This window comes from Pantoea alfalfae (genome assembly GCF_019880205.1).
GTDB lineage: Bacteria > Pseudomonadota > Gammaproteobacteria > Enterobacterales > Enterobacteriaceae > Pantoea > Pantoea alfalfae.
Genome location: NZ_CP082292.1, coordinates 2,817,111 through 2,839,462 on the forward strand (window position 1 = coordinate 2,817,111; position 22,352 = coordinate 2,839,462).

Below are 22,352 nucleotides of genomic sequence, written 5' to 3' on the forward strand. Positions count from 1 at the left end.
GTGAATTCCGCCACTCTTCCATTTGCTCTTTTCGCTATATATTCTTATACATATCGAATTTTCACCGCATTTTCGCGACAGGATACGTTAAAATGCGATCCAGATTTTGACGTAAGTCATCCGCGCGGGCTTAGCGTTTAGAGCCACGCTACGCGAAAGGATAGTAAGGAGAAGTATGAATCGCACACTGGCCGATCTTGATCGCGTTGTGGCACTGGGCGGCGGACACGGTTTAGGCCGCGTGATGTCGGCTCTTTCCCCGCTGGGCTCACGTCTCACCGGCATCGTCACCACCACCGACAACGGCGGATCGACCGGCCGCATTCGTCGATCCGAAGGCGGTATCGCCTGGGGCGACATGCGCAACTGCCTCAACCAGCTGATTGCAGAACCGAGCGTCGCCTCCGCGATGTTCGAGTATCGCTTTGCCGGTAACGGCGAACTGGCCGGTCACAATCTCGGTAACCTGATGCTGCGGGCGCTGGATCATCTGAGCGTTCGTCCGCTGGAAGCGATCAACATCATCCGTAACCTGCTGAAGGTCGACGCCTTTTTAATTCCGATGTCAGAGCAGCCAGTGGATCTGGTGGCGATGGATGCCGAAGGCAATATGGTTTACGGCGAAACCGCGATTGACGAGATGAAGCAGCCGCCGCAGGAGTTGATGCTGCACCCCAACGTCCAGCCGACGCGGGAAGCGCTACAGGCCGTTGCAGAAGCGGATCTGATCCTGATTGGCCCAGGCAGTTTCTATACCAGCCTGATGCCGATTCTGCTGATGGAAGAGATGGCGCAGGCACTGCGTCGCACGCCTGCCACTATGGTGTTTATCGGTAATCTGGGTCGCGAGCTGAGTCCTGCCGCGGCCAGTCTTTCGGTGGCTGACAAGCTTCAGATGATGGAACGTTATATCGGCAAGCGGGTGATTGATGCGGTCGTGGTCGGTCCGGCGGTCGCCACAGAGGGCATTGAGAACCGGCTGATTGTCCGTGAACCGCTGGAGGCCGCTGACATTAAATATCGTCACGACCGCCAGCTGTTACGGGTGGCGCTGGAACACGCCATTCAGGGCTTTGACGGCGCTACGAGGCCGCAATAAACAGCGTTCGCAGCTCATGCAGCTGATCGCGCACGCTGGCTGCCTGTTCGAACTCCAGGTTCTGCGCGTGCTGCTGCATCTGCCCTTCCAGCTCGTGGATCTTCTTCTGCAGCGCCTGCGGCGTTAGCAGTTGCAAATCGGCCAGTGCCTGAGCTTCGCCAGGTCGGGCGGGTTTCGCTTTACCACGGGTTTTCACCACGTTGTTGCCCAGTTCCAGAATATCGGTGATCTTCTTATTCAGGCCCTGCGGCACAATGCCGTTCTGCTCGTTGTGCAGCTGCTGCTTCTCACGGCGGCGCTCCGTCTCTTCAATGGCGCGCGCCATTGACGGCGTGATTTTATCGCCATAAAGAATCGCCTTGCCGTTGATGTTACGCGCCGCACGACCAATGGTCTGAATCAGCGATCGTTCGGAACGCAGGAAGCCCTCTTTATCCGCATCCAGAATCGCCACCAGCGACACTTCCGGCATATCCAGCCCCTCACGCAGTAAGTTGATGCCTACCAGTACATCAAACTCACCCAGACGTAAGTCGCGGATAATCTCCATACGCTCTACGGTGTCAATGTCGGAGTGCAGATAGCGCACTTTCTCGCCATGCTCCGTGAGATACTCGGTAAGATCTTCCGCCATGCGCTTGGTCAGCACCGTCACCAGCACACGTTCGTTGATCGCCACGCGCTGACGGATCTCGGACAGCAGATCGTCAACCTGCGTCCCGACCGGACGCACTTCGATGATCGGGTCCAGCAGGCCGGTAGGACGTACCACCTGGTCAACCACTTCATCGCCCGATTTTTCCAGCTCATATTTGCCCGGCGTTGCCGAGACATAGATGGTCTGCGGGGCCAGCGCCTCAAACTCTTCAAACTTCATCGGACGGTTGTCCAGCGCCGACGGCAGGCGGAAGCCATACTCCACCAGCGTCTCTTTACGCGCCCGGTCGCCTTTGTACATGCCGCCAATCTGCGGGATGGTCACATGCGACTCATCCACCACCAGCAGGCCATCGGCGGGCAGATAGTCAAACAGCGTCGGCGGCGCTTCGCCCGGTCCGCGTGCGGAGAGGTAGCGCGAGTAGTTTTCGATACCGGAGCAGTAACCCAGCTCACTCATCATCTCAAGGTCAAACTGGGTACGCTGGGTAATACGCTGCTCTTCCAGCAGCTTATTGTTCTCCAGCAATACCCGGCGACGGTCGGCCAGCTCGACTTTGATATCTTCCATCGCCTGCAGAATACGCTCACGCGGCGTCACGTAGTGCGTCTTGGGATAGATGGTAAAGCGCGGCACTACTGAATCGATCTGACCGGTCAGCGGGTCAAACAGCGACAGACGCTCGACCTCTTCGTCAAACAGTTCGACGCGCAGCGCGATATCGTCCGACTCTGCCGGGAAGATATCGATCACTTCGCCACGCACGCGGAAAGTGCCGCGCTGGAACGCCTGGTCGTTACGGGTGTATTGCAGCTCTGACAGGCGGCGCAGAATGCTGCGCTGATCGATAATCATGCCGCGGGTCAGGTGCAACATCATTTTGAGATAGAGATCGGGATCGCCCAGACCGTAGATCGCCGAAACCGACGCCACCACGATAACGTCGCGCCGTTCAAGCAGCGCCTTGGTGGCCGACAGACGCATCTGTTCGATGTGTTCGTTAACCGATGCATCCTTTTCGATAAAGGTATCGGAGCTCGGCACATAGGCTTCAGGCTGATAGTAGTCGTAGTAAGAGACGAAAAACTCGACGGCGTTATCCGGGAAAAACTCTTTCATCTCGCCATAGAGCTGAGCCGCCAGCGTCTTGTTCGGTGCCAGCACCATCGTCGGGCGGTTAAGGTCGGCAATGACGTTGGCGACGGTAAACGTTTTACCTGAGCCGGTCACGCCTAATAAGGTCTGATGGGCCAGTCCATCCTCCAGCCCATCTTCCAGGCGACGGATCGCCTCAGGCTGGTCGCCCGAAGGTTTAAAGGCGGAATTGAGTTTAAAAGCTTTGGTCATGAATGCAGTTCCTGCTGGAGAAGTCGGCGGGCAGGCACTTATTTTACTCTGCTATGGTGATTTTGCCAGAAAATAATACTGGATATAAAAACAGTAATCGTGCAAAGTTAATGCAATCAGGGTGAGTCTTAGCCTGCCCGTATTGTGGAGGCGTTATCGCAAAGCGAGCTGCGCAATGTTATCCCCAGACCGGGATCAGATTTAACATTTGTCAATAGAACGTCACAAAATTACAGTTCGGTTACCTGACAGAGAATTCGCAGGCTTGTTTTTTGATAACCAGCTGATTTTATTGATTTAAGATCATAAGGCCAGAATCTCGTCATTATGTTACCAGGCCGCGTATTTCCTCGCTTCTAACCGGTTTTCATTACCTAATGCACAAGGTTATCCACAGGAATGGTGGATAAGTGATGGCAGCCCCGCCGCCATCAGCTGTGTATAATTTTTCCCTGCCCTCCCGCCTCAGTGAAAATAATTTTTTTTGCGTTAAATTTCGCGTTGGCTGCTGACGGATTATTCTGCATTTTTAATCTGTCTTCTGGCGTGGCACGCAAATTTTCATCATTTCACTAAGATTCTTAATCAGACATTCTGCGTTACTGCAGCACGTCTGCACCACAAACAGCGCCCGCAGGCACTGTAAAAGTGCAGGCGCGTGATGACCATGGGTAATTGATAAGTTTTTCTCACCTTTTATCCCTGATACAGCGCACTGTAGCAGGAAACAGGGCCATTTTAAGATCTGGCCTGGGAATTGCAGGAGTCAGTAACGTCACCGCGCTTTATGCGCACTGTGCTGCAATGGTGAGGCTGCCGTTGCTGATGACTTGTTTGCCAGACGACAGAGAGCGGAAGCAATCAGGCTAATGATCGGGAAGGAGAGTGTCAGATGCTGAGTCTACGTTCGGTAAATCAATTTTACGGTCAGAACCATATTCTGTGGGATGTGGACCTGGATCTGTCGCCTGGCACCTGCACCGGCATTCTGGGCCGTCCTGGCATGGGCAAAACCACGCTGGTCAACTGCATTATGGGCAGATTGCCGATTAACAGCGGCACAATTTCCTGGAAAGAGGATGGCTCGCCGCCGGAAGATTTGCTGCTGCAACCGGCTGAACAGCGGGCGCAGATGGGGATTGGCTATGTGCCTCAGGGCCGCCATATTTTTACCCAGATGAGCGTGGAAGATAACCTGCTGATTGCCCTGCTCGCGGGTGCCAGCCAGCGCGACCGTCATCGTGCTATTCCTGAAATGGTATTTGATTTGTTCCCGGCGCTCTACTCGCTGCGCCAGCAACGCAGCGGCGATCTGCCCATCGATCAGCAGCAACAGCTGGCACTGGCGCGCGCGCTGGTGCTGCAGCCCAAACTGCTGATTCTGGATGAGCCGACTGATGGGATGTCGCCGTGGCTGGAAGAGGAGATGGGCAACCTGATCCGCCGGCTTAACCTTGATTACGGGCTGACCATTCTGCTGCTGGAGCAGCGGCTGTCGCTGATCCGGCGTGTGGCGGACTATTTCCTGCTGCTGCACCGTGGCCGTAATGTGGCGCAGGGCAGCATGGAGCAGCTCGATGACCACACCGTGGATAAGTGGCTGACGGTCGCCTGAACCTCACTGCGGCAGCGTCAGGTACTGTCCACAGGACGCCTGCTGCGCTGCATCGGTGAGATACGGAATCGTGCCCAGGCAGGGGGCAGGTAGTCGTTGCTTCAGGCTGGAGAGATATTCCTGATAGCGTTTGCCTGGCGGCTCGACGGTGTTAGCGATCCAGCCCACCAGCAGCAGGCCACGCGCGCGCACCGCCTCGGCGGTGAGCATGGCGTGATTGATGCAGCCGAGCTTAATTCCCACCACCAGAATCACGGGCAGCTGTTCGCTGACCACCCAGTCCGCATAGGTGTGCGTCTCTGACAACGGGGTATACCAGCCGCCCGCGCCTTCGACCAGAATCCAGTCCGCCAGCGGCTCCAGCGCTGCCAGACCTGCTGACAGTGCCAGATGGGTGATCGGCCTGCCCTCTTCAGCGCTGACGATGTGCGGCGAGGTCGGTTCGATAAACGCCAGCGGATTGACCTGCTGGTAGCTCAACGGCACGCTGCTGAAGCGCTGCAGCGCCAGCGCATCACTGTTGCGGAGCCCCTCTGGCGTCATCTCACAGCCTGAAGCAACCGGCTTATAGCCTGCACAGCGGTAGCCCGCAGCGGCGGCGGCCTGCAACAGTGCGCCGCTGGCGACAGTTTTACCGACTTCGGTGTCGGTGCCGGTAATAAACAGCCGTTTCATGATGCACTTACTCCATAAATTAAATGGTAACTCAGGCGATAGCCGTGCCGGTCGCGCGGCCAGTGCGCCTCTAACTGGTTGAGTCGTTGTCGGGTGAGGAGCTGCCCGTCGCGGCCCTGATGCAGATGGGTCGCGCCGATCCCTTTCAGCGAACGCATGGCGCTGAGCGCATCGGGAAAATGCAGCGTCACTTTTTCCGCGCTGCAATGCAGTTGCTCTGCGTAGCAGGCCGCCGCAATCTGCGTCTCGCTGAGAAAGCGGTTGGCGTGCGGCGACGCATCCAGATGGGACCAGGCTTCATGCACCTCCTGCAACGAGCCATCGCCCAGCGTAGAAAACAGCAGCGTGCCAGTGGGGCGCAGCACGCGCCGGAACTGACGCAGCGCGCCGGGCAGATTTTCACTCCACTGCACAGCCAGGTTACTCCACACCAGGTCGAGGCTGTTATCCGCCAGCGGCAGTGCGTCGATGTCGCCCGCCAGATAGTGCTGCGCCGCGTCGTTGTCCCGCGCCTGTTGCAGCATCTGCGGAGAGAGATCCAGCGCCGTGACCTGTTTGCCCCGCTCACGCCATACCCTGCTGTACCAGCCGGTGCCACACCCGGCATCCAGCAGCTGCAGTCCGCTCTGTACGGGTGCACGTGCCAGCAGCGCATTGCCGCTGAGGCGCTGCAGCGCAGCATGCGCATCATAATGGCTGGCCGCGCGGCCAAAGGCGCGCGCCACCGCCTGCTTATCAACCCGCAGCGTCATGCAGCGCCTCCAGTAACCGGTCAATATCTTCAGGGCGATGTGCCGCGGTCAGGGTAATACGCAGCCGGGCCGTTCCCGGCGGCACGGTAGGCGGTCGGATCGCACTGACCCAGCAGCCTGCCTCCGCCAGTCGCTGAGAGAGCGCCATTGCATCGCTGTTTTCACCTATCAGCAGCGGCTGAATCGCGCTGGCAGAGTCCATCAATTGCCACGGCAGCGAGGCCGCGCCACGCCGGAAATGCGCAATGTTCTGCTGCAACTGCTGGCGCAGCACATCGCCCTGCTGAATTTCGCGCAGCGCCGCCTGCAGCGCAGTGGCTTGTGCGGCGGGCATGGCGGTGGAGTAAATCAGATGCCGGCTGAACTGCAGGAAATAGTCAGCGATATCGGCGCAGCACAGCAGCGCAGCACCGCTGACGCCAAAAGCTTTGCCAAAGGTGACCACCAGCAGTTCCGGTTTAACGCCCTGCTGCCAGCAGCTGCCGCGCCCCTGCTCACCTACTACACCGATGCCGTGTGCATCATCCACCAGCAGCCAGCCCTCTGCCTGCTGCGTCTGTTGTGCCAGCGCAGCCAGCGGCGCACTGTCGCCATCCATGCTGAAAATCCCCTCGGTCACCACCAGCGTCTCCCCCTCGCAGGGTGACGCGAGCCGTGCTGCCAGGCTCTCCGGATCGTTATGACTGAAACGCCGCAGCTGCGCCGGGCTGTGGCTGGCGGCGTCGAGCAGCGAGGCATGGCTGAGTTTATCGGCCAGGATGCGATCGTTTTTCTCGCCCAGCAGATGAATCACCGCCTGATTGGCCGCGAATCCGGAGATAAACAGCAGCGCACGGTCGTAGCCGAGCCAGTCGGCCAGCTGCGCCTCAAGATCGGCATGCTGACGGTGATAACCGGTGACGTGTCCCGAGGCACCCGCCCCCGCCCCCGCCTGCGCCGCGCCCTGCTGCCAGCCCGCAATCACCGCCGGATGGCGGGTTAAACCAAGATAGTCATTGCTGGAGAAGTGCAGATAGCGGCGGCCACCGCTCTCTAACGTGCGGGTGGCTTGCTGATCGATGATTCGACGCTGCCGCCAGCCATCGGCCGCACGGCGCTGCGCCAGCCCCTGCTGAAGTCGTTGCTGCCAGCTCATTACAGTGCCGCGTTGTAGAACTGTTCAGTGTCGGCATGGAACAGCTGCTCGCTGAGTTGTTCTTCCTGCTGCTGATCGCCATGTTGGGTGTGGGTATGCTCCGGGTTCAGCCCCAGTTTGCGGAACAGCACGCGGTCTTTATCCTCTTCCGGATTCGGCGTGGTCAGCAGTTTGCAGCCGTAGAAAATCGAGTTCGCCCCGGCCATAAAGCACATCGCCTGAGTCTGCTCGCTCATCTGCTCGCGGCCCGCGGAGAGACGCACATGCGAGGTTGGCATCATGATGCGCGCTACCGCGATGGTGCGGATAAAATCGAAAGGCTCTACGTCATCGTTGTCCGCCAGCGGCGTGCCTTTGACCTTGACCAGCATGTTGATCGGCACGCTCTCTGGCGGCGTCGGCAGATTGGCTAACTGCACCAGCAGACCGGCGCGGTCGTTCACGGTTTCTCCCAGGCCAACGATACCGCCCGAACAGACTTTGATCCCGGCGTCGCGCACTTTGCCCAGCGTATCGAGACGTTCCTGGTAGCTGCGGGTCGTGATGATAGAGCCGTAGAACTCCGGTGAGGTGTCGAGGTTATGGTTGTAGTAATCAAGGCCCGCGCCCGCCAGCCGCTGCGCCTGTTGATCGCTGAGCGTACCGAGCGTCATGCAGGTTTCCATTCCCATCGCCTTCACGCCTTCAACCATTTTTTCCAGGTAAGGCATATCGCGCTCGTGCGGGTTTTTCCACGCGGCACCCATGCAGAAACGGGTTGAACCCGCGGCTTTGGCCTGACGCGCGGAGGTCAGTACCTCCTCCACTTCCATCAGACGTTCCGACTCCAGGCCGGTCTTGTAGCGCGCGCTCTGCGGGCAATATTTGCAATCTTCCGGACAGGCGCCGGTTTTAATCGACAGCAGGGTACTGACCTGCACCTGGCGCGGGTCGAAGTGCTGACGATGCACCTGCTGCGCTTCAAACATCAGTTCAAGAAAAGGTTGATCAAACAGCGCTTGCGCCTGTGCAATTGTCCAGCGTTGAGCCATTAGGTACTCCAGAAAAGGGTGTCATCCCGACAGAAAGCAGGGGTATACTTGTAAACTATATTTTTTTATTTTGGTTTACAACTCCGATGACTACCCCTGTTTTCTCCCTGGATGATGCCCGTTTTGACCGCCAGCATATCTGGCATCCTTACACCTCGATGCGGGATCCCCTGCCCTGCTATCCGGTCGTTGCCGCGCAGGGTTTTCAGCTGCAGCTGGCCGATGGCCGTGAGCTGGTGGATGGAATGTCATCGTGGTGGGCGGCAATTCATGGTTACAACCATCCCCGCCTGAACCGGGCGCTCACGGAGCAGGTCACGCAGATGTCGCACGTGATGTTTGGCGGCATTACCCATCCGGCAGCAGTGGCACTCTGTCGTCAGCTGGTGGCGATGACACCTGAGGCGCTGGAGTGCGTTTTCCTGGCCGATTCCGGCTCGGTAGCAGTGGAAGTATCGATGAAGATGGCGCTGCAGTACTGGCTGGGCCGGGGTGAAACTCGCCAGCAGTTCCTGACGCTGAAGCGCGGCTATCACGGCGATACCTTTGCCGCGATGTCGGTCTGCGATCCCGAGAACTCGATGCACAGCCTGTGGCGCGGTTATCTGCCTGAGCACCACTTTGCGGCGGCTCCGGCCTGCGGCTTTGATGATGAATGGGACGCGCGCGACTTCGATGATTTTACCCGACTGATCGAACAGCATCACCAGCAACTGGCGGCGGTGATCCTGGAGCCGATTGTGCAGGGTGCGGGCGGGATGCGTTTCTATCATCCGCGCTATCTGCAGCAGGTCCGGGAAGCGTGCGACCGCTATGGCGTGCTGCTGATAGCGGATGAGATCGCCACCGGATTTGGCCGCACCGGCAAGCTCTTTGCCTGTGAACACGCGGGTATTACCGCGGATATTCTTTGTGTCGGCAAAGCGCTGACCGGCGGCATGATGACGCTGGCGGCGACCCTGACTACCCGCGAGGTGGCTGATGCCATCAGCCGCAGCGCGGCAGGCTGTTTTATGCATGGCCCGACATTTATGGGGAATCCGCTGGCCTGCGCGGTGGCGGCGGAGAGCCTGAGCATGCTGGCGGAAGGTGACTGGCAGCGACAGGTGGCCGCGATCGAACAGCAGCTGCGGGCTGAGCTGCTGCCGCTGCGCCGTTCACCACAGGTGGCCGATGTGCGCGTGCTGGGGGCGATTGGCGTGGTGGAAACCCATCAGCCGGTCAACATGGCGGCACTACAGCAGTTCTTTGTTGAACAGGGCGTCTGGATCCGGCCGTTTGGCCGACTGATTTACCTGATGCCGCCCTACATCATCTCGCCGCAGGCGCTGAGTCAGCTGGTGCAGGCGATGGGCAGCGCGCTGGAACATTCGCAACATTTTGCCGCCTGATGCGGGCTGACCACTGGCACTGATGGTGCTTTTGGTTATGATGAAAGGCTATTCATCGACAGTTAAGGAGATGTGATGCGCGTTTTTAGTCAGGACTTTAATGACGGCGAAAAGATGCCAGAAAAGCATGTTTTCAACGGAATGGGTTATCAGGGCGAGAATATTTCTCCCCATCTTGCCTGGGAAGCGGCACCGGAAGGCACCAAAAGTTTTGTGGTGACCTGCTACGATCCTGATGCGCCGACGGGTTCCGGCTGGTGGCACTGGGTCGTGGCGAATATTCCGGCCAGCACCACGTCACTGCCGCAGGGTGCCGGTTCCGGCAAAGCGTCACTGCCAGCAGGCGCAATCCAGACCCGTACCGATTTCGGTCAGGCGGGCTATGGTGGCGCGGCGCCGCCTCAGGGCGAAACCCATCGCTACATTTTCACCGTGCATGCGCTGGATGTGGAGACGATTGAGGTGGATGAAGGCGCCAGTGGCGCAATGGTCGGCTTTAATGTGCATTTCCACGCACTGGCGAGCGCCTCGCTGACCGTGAATTATCAGTAATTCAGTCCGCCTGACAAACCCAAAGCTGAGTGACCTGGCAGCAACGCATTAGCTTAAACTGCAGGGAATAGGGTCAGAGGAGGAAAGCGTCCCGCCGCCCGGAAAAAAACGCCGGGAGCGTTTTTGAACAACGCAACGCGTTGGCCCGGCAACGGACGCACCTCAGGAATGAGGTGCGTAATTGCGCAGGTCGAGCACGCCATGGATGGCGGCTTTTGCGTCTTTCCGATCTGACCCTATTGCCTGTGTCTGCACGATCTCACAGCTGGCAGTGGCAAACGCCGTCAACAATTTCACGCCTCTCCCACCCGGGAGAGGCTTTTTCACGATGCGTTACGCCTGCAACTGGTGAATCACCACCCACATCGGGCCCTGCCCTACCGCATAACGTCCCAGCGGCTGTAACAGCCCCTTCGGTTCGCTAATCGCATACACTTCGATGTGATGCGATTTCTGTCCCGCCGCCACCAGAAAACGTCCGCTGTGATCGATATTGAACCCGCGCGGCTGCGTTTCCGTCGGCTGGAACCCTTCCAGCGTCAGTTCATCGCCCAGTTCGCTGACGCTGAAAATCGCCAGCGTGCTGCTGGTGCGGTCGCAGGCGTAGAGGAAACGGCCATCCGGCGTCAGGTGAATATCGGCTGCCCAGCGCGTACCGCTGAAGTCCGGCGGCATCATATCCAGCGTCTGCACGCTTTCCGCTTCGCCTTCACCGGTATTTAATGCCCAGACATCAACAGTACTGTCCAGCTCATTCACGCAGTAAGCATACTGGCCGCCCGGATGGAACTGCATATGACGCGGGCCTGCACCCTCTACCGTCGTGACCTGCGCCTGTTTGCGCGGCGTCAGCTGACCGTCTGCGCCCAGCGCAAACAGACAGATACGATCCTGCTTCAGTGCCGGGACGTAGAGCGTTTTATTGTCAGTGTCGATATTGGCTGAGTGACAGCCATCCAGGCCGTTGATTACCTGTAGCGGGGCCTGCGGAATGCCATCATCGCCAATCGGGCTGACGCTGACGCAGGCATCATTGTAGGAGCCGCAGAACAGGAACCGGCCCTCGCGATCGGTGGAAATGTGGGTCGGACTGCCGGGCAGCGTTGCCTGACCGGCTTCGGTCAGCGTACCATCGGCGGCAATCCGGAACGCCAGCACGCGAAAATTGGGACGCACACCGACATAGAGAAAATCGCGTTTCGGACTCACCACCATCGGCTGAACCTGGCCGGCGACATCGATCACCTGAAGCAACGTCAGCGCACCCTCATCATTCATCTGCCAGACGTGAATCTGCTGGCTCTCGGGACTGGCGGTGTAGACAACCTGTTTCATGCATTCTCCTTTTTTTGCTGCCTGATCATATCTGTGAATCACTGTAGCGCGTTTTATTACCCTACGCTGGAATCATTTGTGCCCTGTTTTTTGTCTCCGGACCGTGGACAGGTGTAGACTTCAGCCCCTGCAAACCTGAAAAAACGAGAGGATGAATGAGCTACCGAGTAATTGCCCTCGACCTCGACGGCACGCTGCTGACCCCAGCCAAAACGATTCTGCCGCAGTCAATTGACGCGCTGAACCAGGCCCGCCAGGCGGGTGTTCATGTCGCTATCGTGACCGGACGCCATCACTGCGCTATCCACCCTTTTTATCAGGCGCTACAACTGGATACACCCGCAATCTGCTGTAATGGCACCTATTTGTATGATTACCGTGCGAAAAAGGTGCTGGCGTCCGATCCTCTCGACCCGCAGCTGGCGTTACAGGTGATTGATAGGCTGGATCAGCAGCAGATTCACGGTTTGCTCTACGTGGATGATGCCATGCTCTATCAGACGCCGACCGGTCATGTGATGCGCACCCTGAAGTGGGCCGAATCGCTGCCTGAGCATCAGCGTCCGCTGTTCTGTCAGGTGCCTGATTTAGCCCAGGCGGCACGTGACGCCGGTTCGATCTGGAAGTTTGCCCTGTCGCACGACAACCATCAGGAGCTGCAACAGTTCGCCACTACAGTGGAAGCGGAGCTGGGGCTGGCCTGCGAATGGTCATGGCACGATCAGGTGGATATCGCCAGAGGCGGCAACAGCAAAGGCAAACGGCTGGCGCAGTGGGTTGAATCGCTGGGGCTGAGCATGTCCGATGTGATCGCGTTTGGTGATAACTACAACGACCTCAGCATGCTGGAAACGGCCGGTCTGGGCGTGGCGATGGGCAATGCCGACGAGGCGATCAAAGCGCGGGTGAAAAAGGTAATCGGCACCAATATTGAACCCGGCATTGCCGACACCCTCCGTCAGTACGTGTTGTAATCAGGGCGTTACCGAAACGCTTTTTATCTGGGCATAAAGCCACTGATCCGGCCGGATGCCCAGTTCATCCCGCGCCCACGGCGTGATGCGCGCCCAGAGTTCGCTGATGCCGATACGCAGCTTCACCTCCACCTGGTCTCCGACCTCCAGCAGCTCAACTACCTGTGCCGGTAAAATGTTGCGAATGGAGGTGTGCTGTGGCGGTTGCAGCGCCAGCGAGACATCTGATGAGGCGATGCGAATACGCAGCGGCGTTTTCACCGGCTGATTCACCCTGCTGACCCAGATGTGTTGATCGCCCAGCGAGAGCGCGGTCATCGGATAGTCGGGATGCTGCTCCAGCACCTGCACCCGCAGCACGCTGGTCAGTTCGCTTACCGGCAGCCATGGCCGCATCGCGCTGCTGCTCCAGACCCGCTCCAGCGGACCAAAGGCTTTGACCTTGCCCGCATCCAGCACCAGCACGTTATCAGCCAGATGCAGGATCTCATCCAGACTGTGCGAGACGTAGAGCATAGGAATATCGACCTGCTTCGCCAGTTTTTGCAGATACGGCATCAGCTCACGTTTGCGCGGCAGATCCAGCGACGCCAGCGGTTCATCAAGCAGCAGCATATCCGGTGCGGTCAGCAGTGCCCGGCCAATCGCAACCCGCTGCTTTTCACCGCCCGACAGCGACAGCGGAAAGCGCGACAGCAGCGCCTCCAGCCCCAGCAGCGAAACCAGGCTGTCGAACTGTGCTTTCATCGCCGGGGCCATACCATATTGCAGGTTGCCCCGGACCCGATAGTGCGGGAAGAGCCGCGCATCCTGAAACACATAGCCGATGCGGCGTTTTTCCGGCGGCAGCGCAACCTTCTGCTCCGCATCAAACAGCAGACGATCGTTAAGCTCAATCCGCCCGCGCTGCGGCTGAGTCAGTCCGCTGATGGCGTTGATCAGTGAGGTTTTACCGGCACCGGAAACACCGAAAATGGCGGTGATGCCTTTGGCGGGGATCTGCAGGTCGATCTCCAGCTGGTGAGCGCCCTGCTGCTGCATAAAATTGAGTGATAGCATCAGCTTCCCATCCGCTTGCGGCCTGCGCGTGCCAGCCCTTCCGACGCCAGCAGTGACGCCAGTGCCAGTACGATAGCGATGATACAGAGCCGTGCCGCCGCACCCTCTGCACCAGGGGTTTCGATCAGGGTAAACATTGCCAGCGGAAGCGTGCGCGTTTCACCGGGAATATTGGACACAAAGGTAATGGTGGCACCGAATTCGCCCAGCGATCGGGCAAACGCCAGCACCGTTCCGGCGATCACGCCTGGCAACGTCAGCGGCAGTGTGATGGTGAAAAAGACCCGCCAGCGTCCGGCACCCAGCGTACGTGCCGCCTGCTCCAGCCGGCTATCCACCGCTTCCAGCGCCAGCCGGATAGCGCGTACCATCAAGGGAAAGGCGATAACGGCGGAAGCCAGCGCTGCACCGCGCCAGCTGAACGCAAAGCTGAAACCGAACCAGTCAAAAAGCTTTTCGCCAATGAAGCCGCGTCGCCCCAGGCTAACCAGCAGCAGATAACCTACCACTACTGGCGGCAGCACCAGCGGCAGGTGGATCAGGCTGTCGAGCAGCGCTTTGCCGGGAAAACGGCAGCGCACCAGAATCCAGGCCATCAGAATGCCAAACGGCAGACTGCCAAGCACGGCTATGCCAGAGACTTTAAGGCTAAGCAGCACTGCCTGCCATTCGGGATCGCTGAGTATCATTTCGTCGGTGTGAATCCGTAATGTTTGAAAATCGCCGCAGCCTGCGGCCCTTTCAGGTAATCATAAAAGGCTTGAACGGTGGCCGTGTCGTGATCGTTTACGATCGCCATCGGATATTCCACCGGTTTGTGACTGGTTGCCGGAAAACGCCCGACCACCTGCACTTTATCGCTGGCGACCGCATCAGATCCGTAGACAATGCCGTATGGGGTTTCGTTACGCTCGACCAGCGCCAGTGCTGCCCGCACATTATTAGCGGGCGCTAACGCGGGCGCAACGCCATCCCAGGCTCCCAGCTTCTGCAACGCCTCTTTAGCATAGATACCCGCCGGAACGTGGTCCGGATCGCCCACCGCCAGACGTTCGCCGTGCAGCAATGTTTTCCAGTCGGTCTGCGGATCCAGCGTCACCGCTTTAGCTGCGGCACTCCGTGGCGCAATCAGTACCAGGTCGTTGCCCAGCAGGGTATAGCGGGTGCGGGTTATCACGCTTTTCTTCGCCACCGCATCATTCATCCACTGCTGATCGGCAGAGATAAACAGGTCGGCAGGCGCACCCTGTTCAAGCTGACGCGCCAGCGTGGAGGATGAGGCGAACGAAGAGACGACTGTCACGCCCTTTTCCTTCTGATACTGACTGGCAATATCCTGCATCGCATTGGTCAGCGAAGCCGCGGCGAACACGGTAATGTTATCGGCGGCCACTGCCTGTCCGGCCAGCGATACGGTGACCAGCGCCGCGACGCCCCAGCGGGTGTAATTTGATGACATGATTCTCTCCGGCTATTCGTTGTGTAGCGAATAATATAACGCAATATCAGGGAGGTTCAGTAAATTATCGGCAGGTGTCAGAGAAGGTTGAATCAATGCGGGACAAAAATGATGACGCTCGCCAGGATGGCGGGCGTCACAGAAATTAATTATGGGAACGGGCTGAAGATTTTTCGCGATGACCCACTTTAGAGAAGATATTAAACACTTCACCCAGGCCATAAATCATACCCAGCATCAGCGCCATTACCACAGGGACCATGAGTACAGCCACGGCGAGGCTTTTCAGTAATTCCAGCATGGAGAGTCTCACTCTGCTAACAAAAAAGTGATTGTAACGGGTCAGTAAAATTTTGCGCAGCCCTTTTCGTGCTTTTACTTTGGACATAAAACGCCGCTATCATCGGCCTTCGCCTTAACCCTTTGCCGGAGCTGTCATGGAAGCCGAACTGTCCCTTCATATCCGTTTACAACAGAAACTGTTTGCCGATCCACGACGTATTGAGCTGCTGAAACGCGTCCAGCAGACCGGCTCGATCAGTCAGGGGGCGAAGCTGGCTGGCATCAGTTACAAAAGTGCCTGGGATGCGATTAATGAGATGAACCAGATGGCGGATGAAACGCTGGTGGCGCGGGCAACCGGCGGCAAAGGCGGCGGCGGTGCAACGCTGACCCGCTACGGTGAACGCCTGATTCAGCTGTTTCATCTGATGGAGCAGATCCAGCAGAAAGCCTTTGATGCACTGCAGCAGGATACACTGCCGCTCGACAGCCTGCTGGCGGCCATCGCCCGCTTTTCACTGCAGACCAGCGCCCGCAACCAGCTGTTCGGCACCGTGGTGAGCAACGATGCGCAGCAGGTGGTTCAGCATCTGATGATTCAGCTGGCTGATGGCGTCACGCAACTCAATGTTGCGCTGACCCAGCGCAGCGCCGATCGTCTGCAGCTGGCGGCGGGTAAAGAGGTGCTGGTGCTGATCAAAGCGCCGTGGATCCGTATCAGTCGTGACGCCGCAGAGGAAGACAATCAGCTGACCGCCATCGTCACTGCCATCGAACCGGGTGAGCAGATGAGTGAGGTGCTGATGCAGCTCGCCAGCGGCGAAACCCTGTGTGCCACTCTGAGTAATGCACAGTTACAGCAGCTGAAGCTGCAGCCCGGCGATGCGGTGATCGCCAGTTTCAATGCAGAGAACGCTATCGTCGCTACCCTGCTCTAGCGGTTGAGTTGACTTCACTGCGGGCAATGGTTACAACTCAGTAACTCGATGCAAAAAATGGAACAGATCATGGCTTCATTGCATATTTTGCAAAGCACGTTTCATCTCAGTGATACCCGGATACTGAGTCTGAATCAGGTGGAACTGCAGCGCGGCGAAAGCTGGGCCTTTGTCGGTGCCAACGGCAGCGGTAAATCCTCACTGGCGCGCGCGCTCTCCGGTGAATTGCCCCCGCTTGCGGGTTCCGTCAGCAGCGATTTCACAAGGCCGGTCCGGCTGTCACTGGAACAGTTACAGACGCTGGTGGCGCAGGAGTGGCAGCGCAACAACACCGACATGCTCAGCGAAGGTGAAGAGGATACCGGACTGACCGTGGCAGAGGTCATTCAGGCGGAAGTGCAGCAGCCAGAACGTTGCGAACAACTGGCTCAGCAGTTTGGTATCGAACCGCTGTTGTCACGCCGCTTCAAATATCTCTCTACCGGCGAAACCCGCAAAACCCTGCTTTGTCAGGCCCTGATGAACCAGCCAGATTTGCTGATTCTGGATGAGCCGTTTGACGGACTGGATGTGGCGTCACGCGCCAGCCTGACCGATACGCTGCGCAACCTGCAGCACCCGGCGTTTACGCTGGTGCTGGTACTCAATCGCTTTGACGACATTCCCGATTTCGTTCAGCAGGTGGGTGTGCTGGCGGAGTGTACTCTTACTCACAGTGGCCCACGCCAGACGATTTTAACGGAAGCGCTGGTGGCACAGCTGGCACACAGTGAACAGCTGATGGGAATGGCGCTGCCCGAAGCGGATGTGCCGGATCAGCTGCCCTCACTGGCGGATGATGCGCCGCGCGTTATCCTGCGCAACGGCACCGTCTCCTACAACGACCAACCGGTCATTCAGGGGCTGAACTGGCAGGTTAACGCAGGCGAGCACTGGCAGATTACTGGCCCGAACGGCGCCGGGAAATCGACGCTGCTGAGTCTGGTAACCGGCGATCATCCACAGGGCTACAGCAATGATCTCACCCTGTTTGGCCGTCGTCGCGGCAGTGGCGAAACCATCTGGGATATCAAACAGCATATTGGCTATGTCAGCAGCAGTCTGCACCTCGATTATCGCGTCAGCACCAATGTGCGGACGGTGATCCTGTCGGGCTTCTTCGACTCCATCGGTCTCTATCAGGCGGCATCCGATCGGCAGAAAGCGCTGGCACAACAGTGGCTGACACTGCTGGGAATGGATAACCGGCTGGGCGATGCGCCGTTCCATTCACTCTCCTGGGGACAGCAGCGGCTGGTGCTGATTGCCCGCGCGCTGGTTAAGCATCCGACGCTGCTGATTCTGGACGAGCCACTCCAGGGACTTGACCCGATTAACCGCCAGCTGGTGCGGCGCTTCGTCGATGTGCTGATTGGCGAAGGTCGCACTCAGCTGCTGTTTGTTTCCCATCATGCCGAAGATGCGCCCGCCTGTATCACGCATCGCCTGAGCTTTGTTCCCGATAAAGGCGGCTACGCTTTTCAGCAGGAAACGTTGCGCTAACGCGTTCACATCGGCCCCTCAACGCCGCTATCGCGGCGTTTTAAAGTACACCTGTGTAATCGCTACCATTCCTGCCTGCCTTTTATCCCGCATTACTGCACACAATGCCACGAAATAAGAATATTCAGCTTGTGTAAACGATACCATTTATCCAGACTTGATCACGCTTTCGGGCGCGCTGATGTGCTACTTTTTACCGATGCCTCTCTGGCTTTTGACGCTTACCAGGATCTCACATGGAAAAATTCAACCCGGTCGATCATCCCCATCGCCGTTACAATCCACTGATTGATCAATGGATTTTAGTTTCACCTCATCGGGCCAAGCGTCCGTGGCAGGGCGCGCAGGAAACGCCAGCGGTTAATACCTTACCGTCGCACGATCCGGACTGCTTCCTGTGTGCCGGAAATACCCGCATTACCGGTGACAAAAACCCCGACTATTCTGGCACGTATGTCTTTACCAATGACTTTGCTGCGCTGATGACCGACACGCCTGACGCGCCCGAGAGCGACGATATCCTGATGCGCTGTGAAAGCGCACGCGGCACCAGTCGGGTCATCTGCTTTTCGCCCGATCACAGCAAAACTCTGCCGGAGATGTCACTGAGCGCGCTGGAAGAAGTGGTGCGTACCTGGCAGGCGCAGACCGCCGATCTGGGTCAGCACTATCCGTGGGTGCAGGTGTTTGAGAACAAAGGCGCGGCGATGGGCTGCTCAAACCCGCATCCCCATGGTCAGATCTGGGCCAACAGCTTCCTGCCGAATGAAGCGCAGCGCGAAGATGATCATCAGCGCGACTATTTCGCAAAACATGGCTCGCCGATGCTGGTCGATTATCTGGCACGTGAGCAGCAGGATGGCAGCCGCACCGTGGTGGAAACCGAACACTGGCTGGCCGTCGTGCCGTGGTGGGCTGCCTGGCCGTTTGAAACTCTGCTGCTGCCGAAAGCGCACGTTAAACAGCTGACCGATCTCAGTGAAGCGCAGAGTGCCGATCTGGCAAAAGCCATTAAGCTTTTGACCAGCCGCTACGACAACCTGTTCCAGTGCTCCTTCCCCTACTCCATGGGCTGGCACGGCGCGCCGTTTAATGGCGAAGCCAACGACCACTGGCAGTTGCATGCGCACTTCTATCCACCGCTGCTGCGCTCAGCAACGGTACGTAAATTTATGGTTGGCTATGAAATGCTGGCCGAAACCCAACGCGATTTAACGGCGGAACAGGCGGCGGAACGTCTGCGTTCTGTCAGCGACGTTCACTTCCGTGAGGCACAACAATGAGCTTAAAAACCATCACGCAGCAGCTTTTCTCTGACACCTTCGGTTACGCTGCAACGCATACCATTCAGGCGCCGGGCCGCGTTAACCTGATTGGCGAGCACACCGACTATAACGACGGCTTTGTGCTGCCATGTGCCATCGATTACCAGACAGTCATCGCCTGCGCCCGCCGTGACGACCGCCAGATTCGCGTAGTCGCTGCCGATTATGAGAATGCGCAGGACACCTTCTCGCTGGACGAAGAGATCGTCAGCGTGCAGGAACCGATGTGGGCTAACTATGTGCGCGGCGTGGTGAAACATCTGCAGCAGCGTCATGCCGATTTCGGTGGCATTGATATGGTGATCAGCGGCAACGTGCCACAGGGCGCAGGTCTGAGCTCATCCGCCTCGCTGGAAGTGGCGGTCGGTACCGTGGTGCAGCAGCTCTATAACCTGCCGCTGGATGGCGCGGCTATCGCGGTGAATGGTCAGGAAGCGGAGAACCAGTTCGTTGGCTGTAACTGCGGCATCATGGACCAGCTGATCTCCGCACTGGGCAGGAAAGATCACGCGATGCTGCTCGACTGCCGCACGCTGGGCACCCGTCCGGTGTCGATGCCGGAAGATATCGCGGTGGTGATCATCAACTCCAACTTCCGCCGCACCCTGGTCGGCAGCGAATACAATACCCGTCGCGAGCAGTGTGAAGCGGGCGCGCGTTTCTTCAATAAGAAGGCCCTGCGTGACGTTGAACTGGCCGAGTTTGAAGCAGCCCAGGCGCAGCTCGACCCCCAGGTGGCAAAACGCGTGCGTCACGTTCTGACCGAGAACGCCCGAACGCTGGAAGCAGCCGATGCGCTGACTCAGGGCGACCTGACACGTATGGGTCAGCTGATGGCCGAGTCGCACGCCTCAATGCGTGACGATTTCGAGATCACCGTGCCGCCAATTGATACGCTGGTTGAGATCGTGAAAGCGCAGATTGGTGAACGCGGCGGCGTGCGCATGACCGGCGGCGGCTTTGGTGGCTGCATCGTGGCACTGATGCCACTGGATCTGGTCGATCAGGTGAAAGCTGCCGTTGCTGAGCAGTATGAAGCCGCGACCGGCATCAAAGAGACCTTCTACGTCTGCAAAGCCTCTGAAGGAGCGGGCCAATGCTGAATGACGTCAATTCCCATGCGCCCGACGGTCAGCCGTGGCGCATAACGGTGCTGCGTAATGCCAACGGCATGCTGGCGACCTTTATGGACTGGGGCGCAACCTGGCTTTCTGCCCGCGTCCCGATGCAGGATGGCACCGTGCGTGAAGCGCTGCTTGGCTGCGCCACGCCCTCTGACTACCTGCACCAGGATGCCTATCTGGGTGCCACGGTGGGCCGTTACGCCAACCGCATCGCCGGGGCAAAACTGAATAAACTGAACCGTCAGCTGGTGCCAAACCAGGGTGCCCATCAGCTGCATGGCGGGCCGGAGGGCTTCGATAAACGCCGCTGGCAGATTGTCAGCCAGTCCGACAGCGAAGTGCACTACCGCATCGACTCGCCGGATGGCGACCAGGGCTATCCGGGCAATCTGATTGCCGACGTGCGCTATCAACTGGATGACCAGAACTGCCTGAACATCCGCTACGAAGCGCGCTGCGATCAGCCCTGCCCGGTCAATCTGACTAACCATGCCTACTTTAACCTTGATGCGCATCATGGCGACGCACGCCAGCATCGCTTACAACTGCACGCCGACCAGTATCTGCCGGTCGACAGCGAAGGTATTCCGAATGCGCCGCTGAAAGCCGTTGCCGATACCAGCTTTGATTTCCGCAACGCCAAAGTCGTGGCGCAGGATTTCCTGGCAGACGATGACCAGCGCGCGGTGAAGGGCTATGACCATGCGTTTCTGCTCAACAGCGCAGGCGACGATAGTCAGCCTGCGGCAGAACTCTGGTCGGAAGATGGCAGATTGCAGCTCAGCGTGACTACCTCGGCACCGGCACTGCAGTTCTATACCGGCAACTACCTGGCCGGCACCCGTGCCCGTGAGCAGGCGAGCTATAATGCATTTCAGGGCATTGCGCTGGAGAGTGAATTTTTACCGGATTCGCCCAATCATGCTGAGTGGCCTCAGCCTGATTGCTGGCTGCAGCCGGGAGATCGCTGGGAATCCGTGACGCGGTATCGCTTCACGCCACGCTGAGCCTCCGGCTGAAAAACGCGCAGTGCGTCACACACAGGCTTACGCGCTGCCCGCTTTTCCGTTATGGTATGGCGCAATCAGCTCGTGTTTCATGCGGGCAGCAGCAGGTTTCCAATCTCACAGAAACATCACAGTATTAAGGAGTTAAGCTATGGCTGTAACTAAGCTGGTTCTGGTGCGACACGGCGAAAGCCAGTGGAACAACGAAAACCGCTTTACCGGTTGGTATGATGTTGACCTTTCTGAGAAAGGTCGTGGCGAAGCCAAATCAGCAGGTCAGCTGCTGAAGAAAGAGGGCTTTGTTTTTGATTTCGCTTACACCTCCGTACTGAAGCGTGCGATTCACACGCTGTGGAATGTGCTGGATGAGCTGGATCAGGCCTGGCTGCCGGTTGAGAAAACCTGGCGTCTGAACGAGCGTCACTACGGTGCGCTGCAGGGTCTGGACAAAGCGGAAACGGCCGCCAAATATGGCGACGAGCAGGTTAAGCAGTGGCGTCGCGGCTTTGCCGTTACCCCGCCAGAGCTGGATCGTTCAGATGAGCGCTTCCCGGGCCATGACCCGCGTTACGCGAAACTGACTCCGGAGCAGCTGCCAACCACCGAAAGCCTGGCGCTGACCATCGACCGCGTTATCCCTTACTGGAATGACACCATTCTGCCGCGCATCAAAAGCGGTGAGAAAGTGATTATTGCCGCACACGGCAACTCACTGCGTGCGCTGGTGAAATATCTGGATAACCTCGGCGAAGATGAAATCCTCGAGCTGAATATCCCTACCGGCGTTCCGCTGGTGTATGAGTTCGATGAAAACTTCAAACCGCTGAAACGCTACTACCTGGGCGACCAGGACGAGATTGCTGCGAAAGCCGCAGCCGTTGCGAATCAGGGTAAAGCGAAGTAATTTTTCGCTGAAAAGGCAAAAAGGCCAGACGAAAGTCTGGCCTTTTTTATTGGGCTGCGCCCGACAATGCTGCGCGTCATGTTTAACTGCCAGAGTAAAATCCTGGATGTGAGTACGTACCAGACTAATCACATATTCAAATCCGTCT

The 22,352-nt window shown here is 58.1% G+C and carries 21 protein-coding genes; 11 read left to right on the forward strand and 10 right to left on the reverse strand.

What is annotated here, in order from left to right; translation table 11 throughout:
- The first annotated feature begins 175 nt into the window (after positions 1 to 175).
- Positions 176 to 1,099: a gluconeogenesis factor YvcK family protein gene (locus K6R05_RS13215; protein WP_161736232.1), complete on the forward strand. Its 924-nt coding sequence runs from the start codon at positions 176 to 178 to the stop codon at positions 1,097 to 1,099.
- Here the strand turns inward: K6R05_RS13215 and uvrB are convergent.
- On the reverse strand, positions 1,083 to 3,104 hold the full coding sequence (gene uvrB, locus K6R05_RS13220; RefSeq protein ID WP_222924323.1) for an excinuclease ABC subunit UvrB: 2,022 nt from the start codon (positions 3,102 to 3,104) through the stop codon (positions 1,083 to 1,085). The genes K6R05_RS13215 and uvrB overlap by 17 nt on opposite strands.
- A gap of 892 nt (positions 3,105 to 3,996) precedes the next feature.
- On the opposite strand from uvrB, the gene K6R05_RS13225 reads away from it, so the two are divergent.
- Positions 3,997 to 4,719 (forward strand): ABC transporter ATP-binding protein, encoded by a 723-nt coding sequence (locus K6R05_RS13225; protein WP_013357183.1) that lies wholly within the window; start codon positions 3,997 to 3,999, stop codon positions 4,717 to 4,719.
- 3 nt (positions 4,720 to 4,722) lie between these two features.
- Here K6R05_RS13225 and bioD read toward each other — a convergent pair whose 3' ends face one another.
- The 4 genes from bioD to bioB are packed head-to-tail and all read right to left on the reverse strand — an operon-like array spanning position 4,723 to position 8,312.
- Complete coding sequence (gene bioD / locus K6R05_RS13230; RefSeq protein ID WP_222924324.1) at positions 4,723 to 5,394, reverse strand: dethiobiotin synthase; 672 nt, start codon at positions 5,392 to 5,394, stop codon at positions 4,723 to 4,725.
- Complete coding sequence (gene bioC, locus K6R05_RS13235; protein ID WP_161736235.1) at positions 5,391 to 6,146, reverse strand: malonyl-ACP O-methyltransferase BioC; 756 nt, start codon at positions 6,144 to 6,146, stop codon at positions 5,391 to 5,393. Before bioC ends, bioD begins: the two co-directional genes overlap by 4 nt.
- Positions 6,130 to 7,281 (reverse strand): 8-amino-7-oxononanoate synthase, encoded by a 1,152-nt coding sequence (bioF, locus tag K6R05_RS13240; protein ID WP_222924326.1) that lies wholly within the window; start codon positions 7,279 to 7,281, stop codon positions 6,130 to 6,132. The genes bioC and bioF overlap by 17 nt, the downstream gene beginning before the upstream one ends.
- Complete coding sequence (gene bioB / locus K6R05_RS13245; RefSeq protein WP_222924327.1) at positions 7,281 to 8,312, reverse strand: biotin synthase BioB; 1,032 nt, start codon at positions 8,310 to 8,312, stop codon at positions 7,281 to 7,283. Before bioB ends, bioF begins: the two co-directional genes overlap by 1 nt.
- An 86-nt stretch (positions 8,313 to 8,398) precedes the next feature.
- Here bioB and bioA point away from each other — a divergent pair, with 86 nt between their 5' ends.
- Together bioA and K6R05_RS13255 are read left to right on the forward strand one after the other, a co-directional pair.
- Positions 8,399 to 9,703, forward strand: coding sequence for an adenosylmethionine--8-amino-7-oxononanoate transaminase (gene bioA, locus K6R05_RS13250; RefSeq protein ID WP_222924328.1), 1,305 nt, complete (start codon positions 8,399 to 8,401; stop codon positions 9,701 to 9,703).
- Between the two features lie 75 nt (positions 9,704 to 9,778).
- The gene (locus K6R05_RS13255) at positions 9,779 to 10,255 is read left to right on the forward strand and encodes a kinase inhibitor (RefSeq protein WP_013357177.1); all 477 of its coding nucleotides are present in this window, start codon (positions 9,779 to 9,781) and stop codon (positions 10,253 to 10,255) included.
- Between the two features lie 333 nt (positions 10,256 to 10,588).
- Here the strand turns inward: K6R05_RS13255 and pgl are convergent, their stop codons facing one another.
- Positions 10,589 to 11,590: a 6-phosphogluconolactonase gene (gene pgl / locus K6R05_RS13260; RefSeq protein WP_161736277.1), complete on the reverse strand. Its 1,002-nt coding sequence runs from the start codon at positions 11,588 to 11,590 to the stop codon at positions 10,589 to 10,591.
- Positions 11,591 to 11,745: 155 nt separating this feature from the next.
- Between pgl and K6R05_RS13265 the strand changes: the two genes are divergently transcribed.
- Positions 11,746 to 12,564 (forward strand): pyridoxal phosphatase, encoded by an 819-nt coding sequence (locus tag K6R05_RS13265; RefSeq protein WP_222924330.1) that lies wholly within the window; start codon positions 11,746 to 11,748, stop codon positions 12,562 to 12,564.
- Here K6R05_RS13265 and modC read toward each other — a convergent pair whose 3' ends face one another.
- The 4 genes from modC to K6R05_RS13285 form a co-directional block, all read right to left on the reverse strand.
- Entirely contained in the window at positions 12,565 to 13,623 is a 1,059-nt protein-coding gene (gene modC, locus K6R05_RS13270; RefSeq protein ID WP_222924332.1) for a molybdenum ABC transporter ATP-binding protein ModC, read from the reverse strand.
- Entirely contained in the window at positions 13,623 to 14,312 is a 690-nt protein-coding gene (gene modB, locus K6R05_RS13275; protein ID WP_161736274.1) for a molybdate ABC transporter permease subunit, read from the reverse strand. Before modB ends, modC begins: the two co-directional genes overlap by 1 nt.
- Positions 14,309 to 15,082 (reverse strand): molybdate ABC transporter substrate-binding protein, encoded by a 774-nt coding sequence (gene modA, locus K6R05_RS13280; RefSeq protein ID WP_161736273.1) that lies wholly within the window; start codon positions 15,080 to 15,082, stop codon positions 14,309 to 14,311. The genes modB and modA overlap by 4 nt, the downstream gene beginning before the upstream one ends.
- Positions 15,083 to 15,227: 145 nt before the next feature.
- Positions 15,228 to 15,383 carry an AcrZ family multidrug efflux pump-associated protein gene (locus K6R05_RS13285; protein WP_033731900.1) on the reverse strand — a complete coding sequence of 52 codons (156 nt, stop codon included), beginning with the start codon at positions 15,381 to 15,383 and terminating at the stop codon, positions 15,228 to 15,230.
- 136 nt (positions 15,384 to 15,519) lie between these two features.
- Between K6R05_RS13285 and modE the strand changes: the two genes are divergently transcribed.
- The 6 genes from modE (at position 15,520) to gpmA (ending at position 22,204) form a co-directional block, all read left to right on the forward strand.
- Positions 15,520 to 16,302, forward strand: a complete 783-nt coding sequence (gene modE / locus K6R05_RS13290) for a molybdenum-dependent transcriptional regulator (protein ID WP_222924333.1) — start codon at positions 15,520 to 15,522, stop codon at positions 16,300 to 16,302.
- Positions 16,303 to 16,371: 69 nt separating this feature from the next.
- The gene (gene modF / locus K6R05_RS13295; RefSeq protein WP_222924334.1) at positions 16,372 to 17,844 is read left to right on the forward strand and encodes a molybdate ABC transporter ATP-binding protein ModF; all 1,473 of its coding nucleotides are present in this window, start codon (positions 16,372 to 16,374) and stop codon (positions 17,842 to 17,844) included.
- Positions 17,845 to 18,080: 236 nt separating this feature from the next.
- Entirely contained in the window at positions 18,081 to 19,127 is a 1,047-nt protein-coding gene (gene galT / locus K6R05_RS13300) for a galactose-1-phosphate uridylyltransferase (RefSeq protein WP_161736270.1), read from the forward strand.
- Positions 19,124 to 20,272, forward strand: coding sequence for a galactokinase (galK, locus tag K6R05_RS13305; RefSeq protein ID WP_115758781.1), 1,149 nt, complete (start codon positions 19,124 to 19,126; stop codon positions 20,270 to 20,272). The genes galT and galK overlap by 4 nt, the downstream gene beginning before the upstream one ends.
- Positions 20,266 to 21,300, forward strand: a complete 1,035-nt coding sequence (gene galM, locus K6R05_RS13310) for a galactose-1-epimerase (RefSeq protein ID WP_222924335.1) — start codon at positions 20,266 to 20,268, stop codon at positions 21,298 to 21,300. Before galK ends, galM begins: the two co-directional genes overlap by 7 nt.
- Before the next feature lie 151 nt (positions 21,301 to 21,451).
- Positions 21,452 to 22,204: a 2,3-diphosphoglycerate-dependent phosphoglycerate mutase gene (gene gpmA, locus K6R05_RS13315; RefSeq protein WP_161736268.1), complete on the forward strand. Its 753-nt coding sequence runs from the start codon at positions 21,452 to 21,454 to the stop codon at positions 22,202 to 22,204.
- Positions 22,205 to 22,352 lie beyond the last annotated feature (148 nt).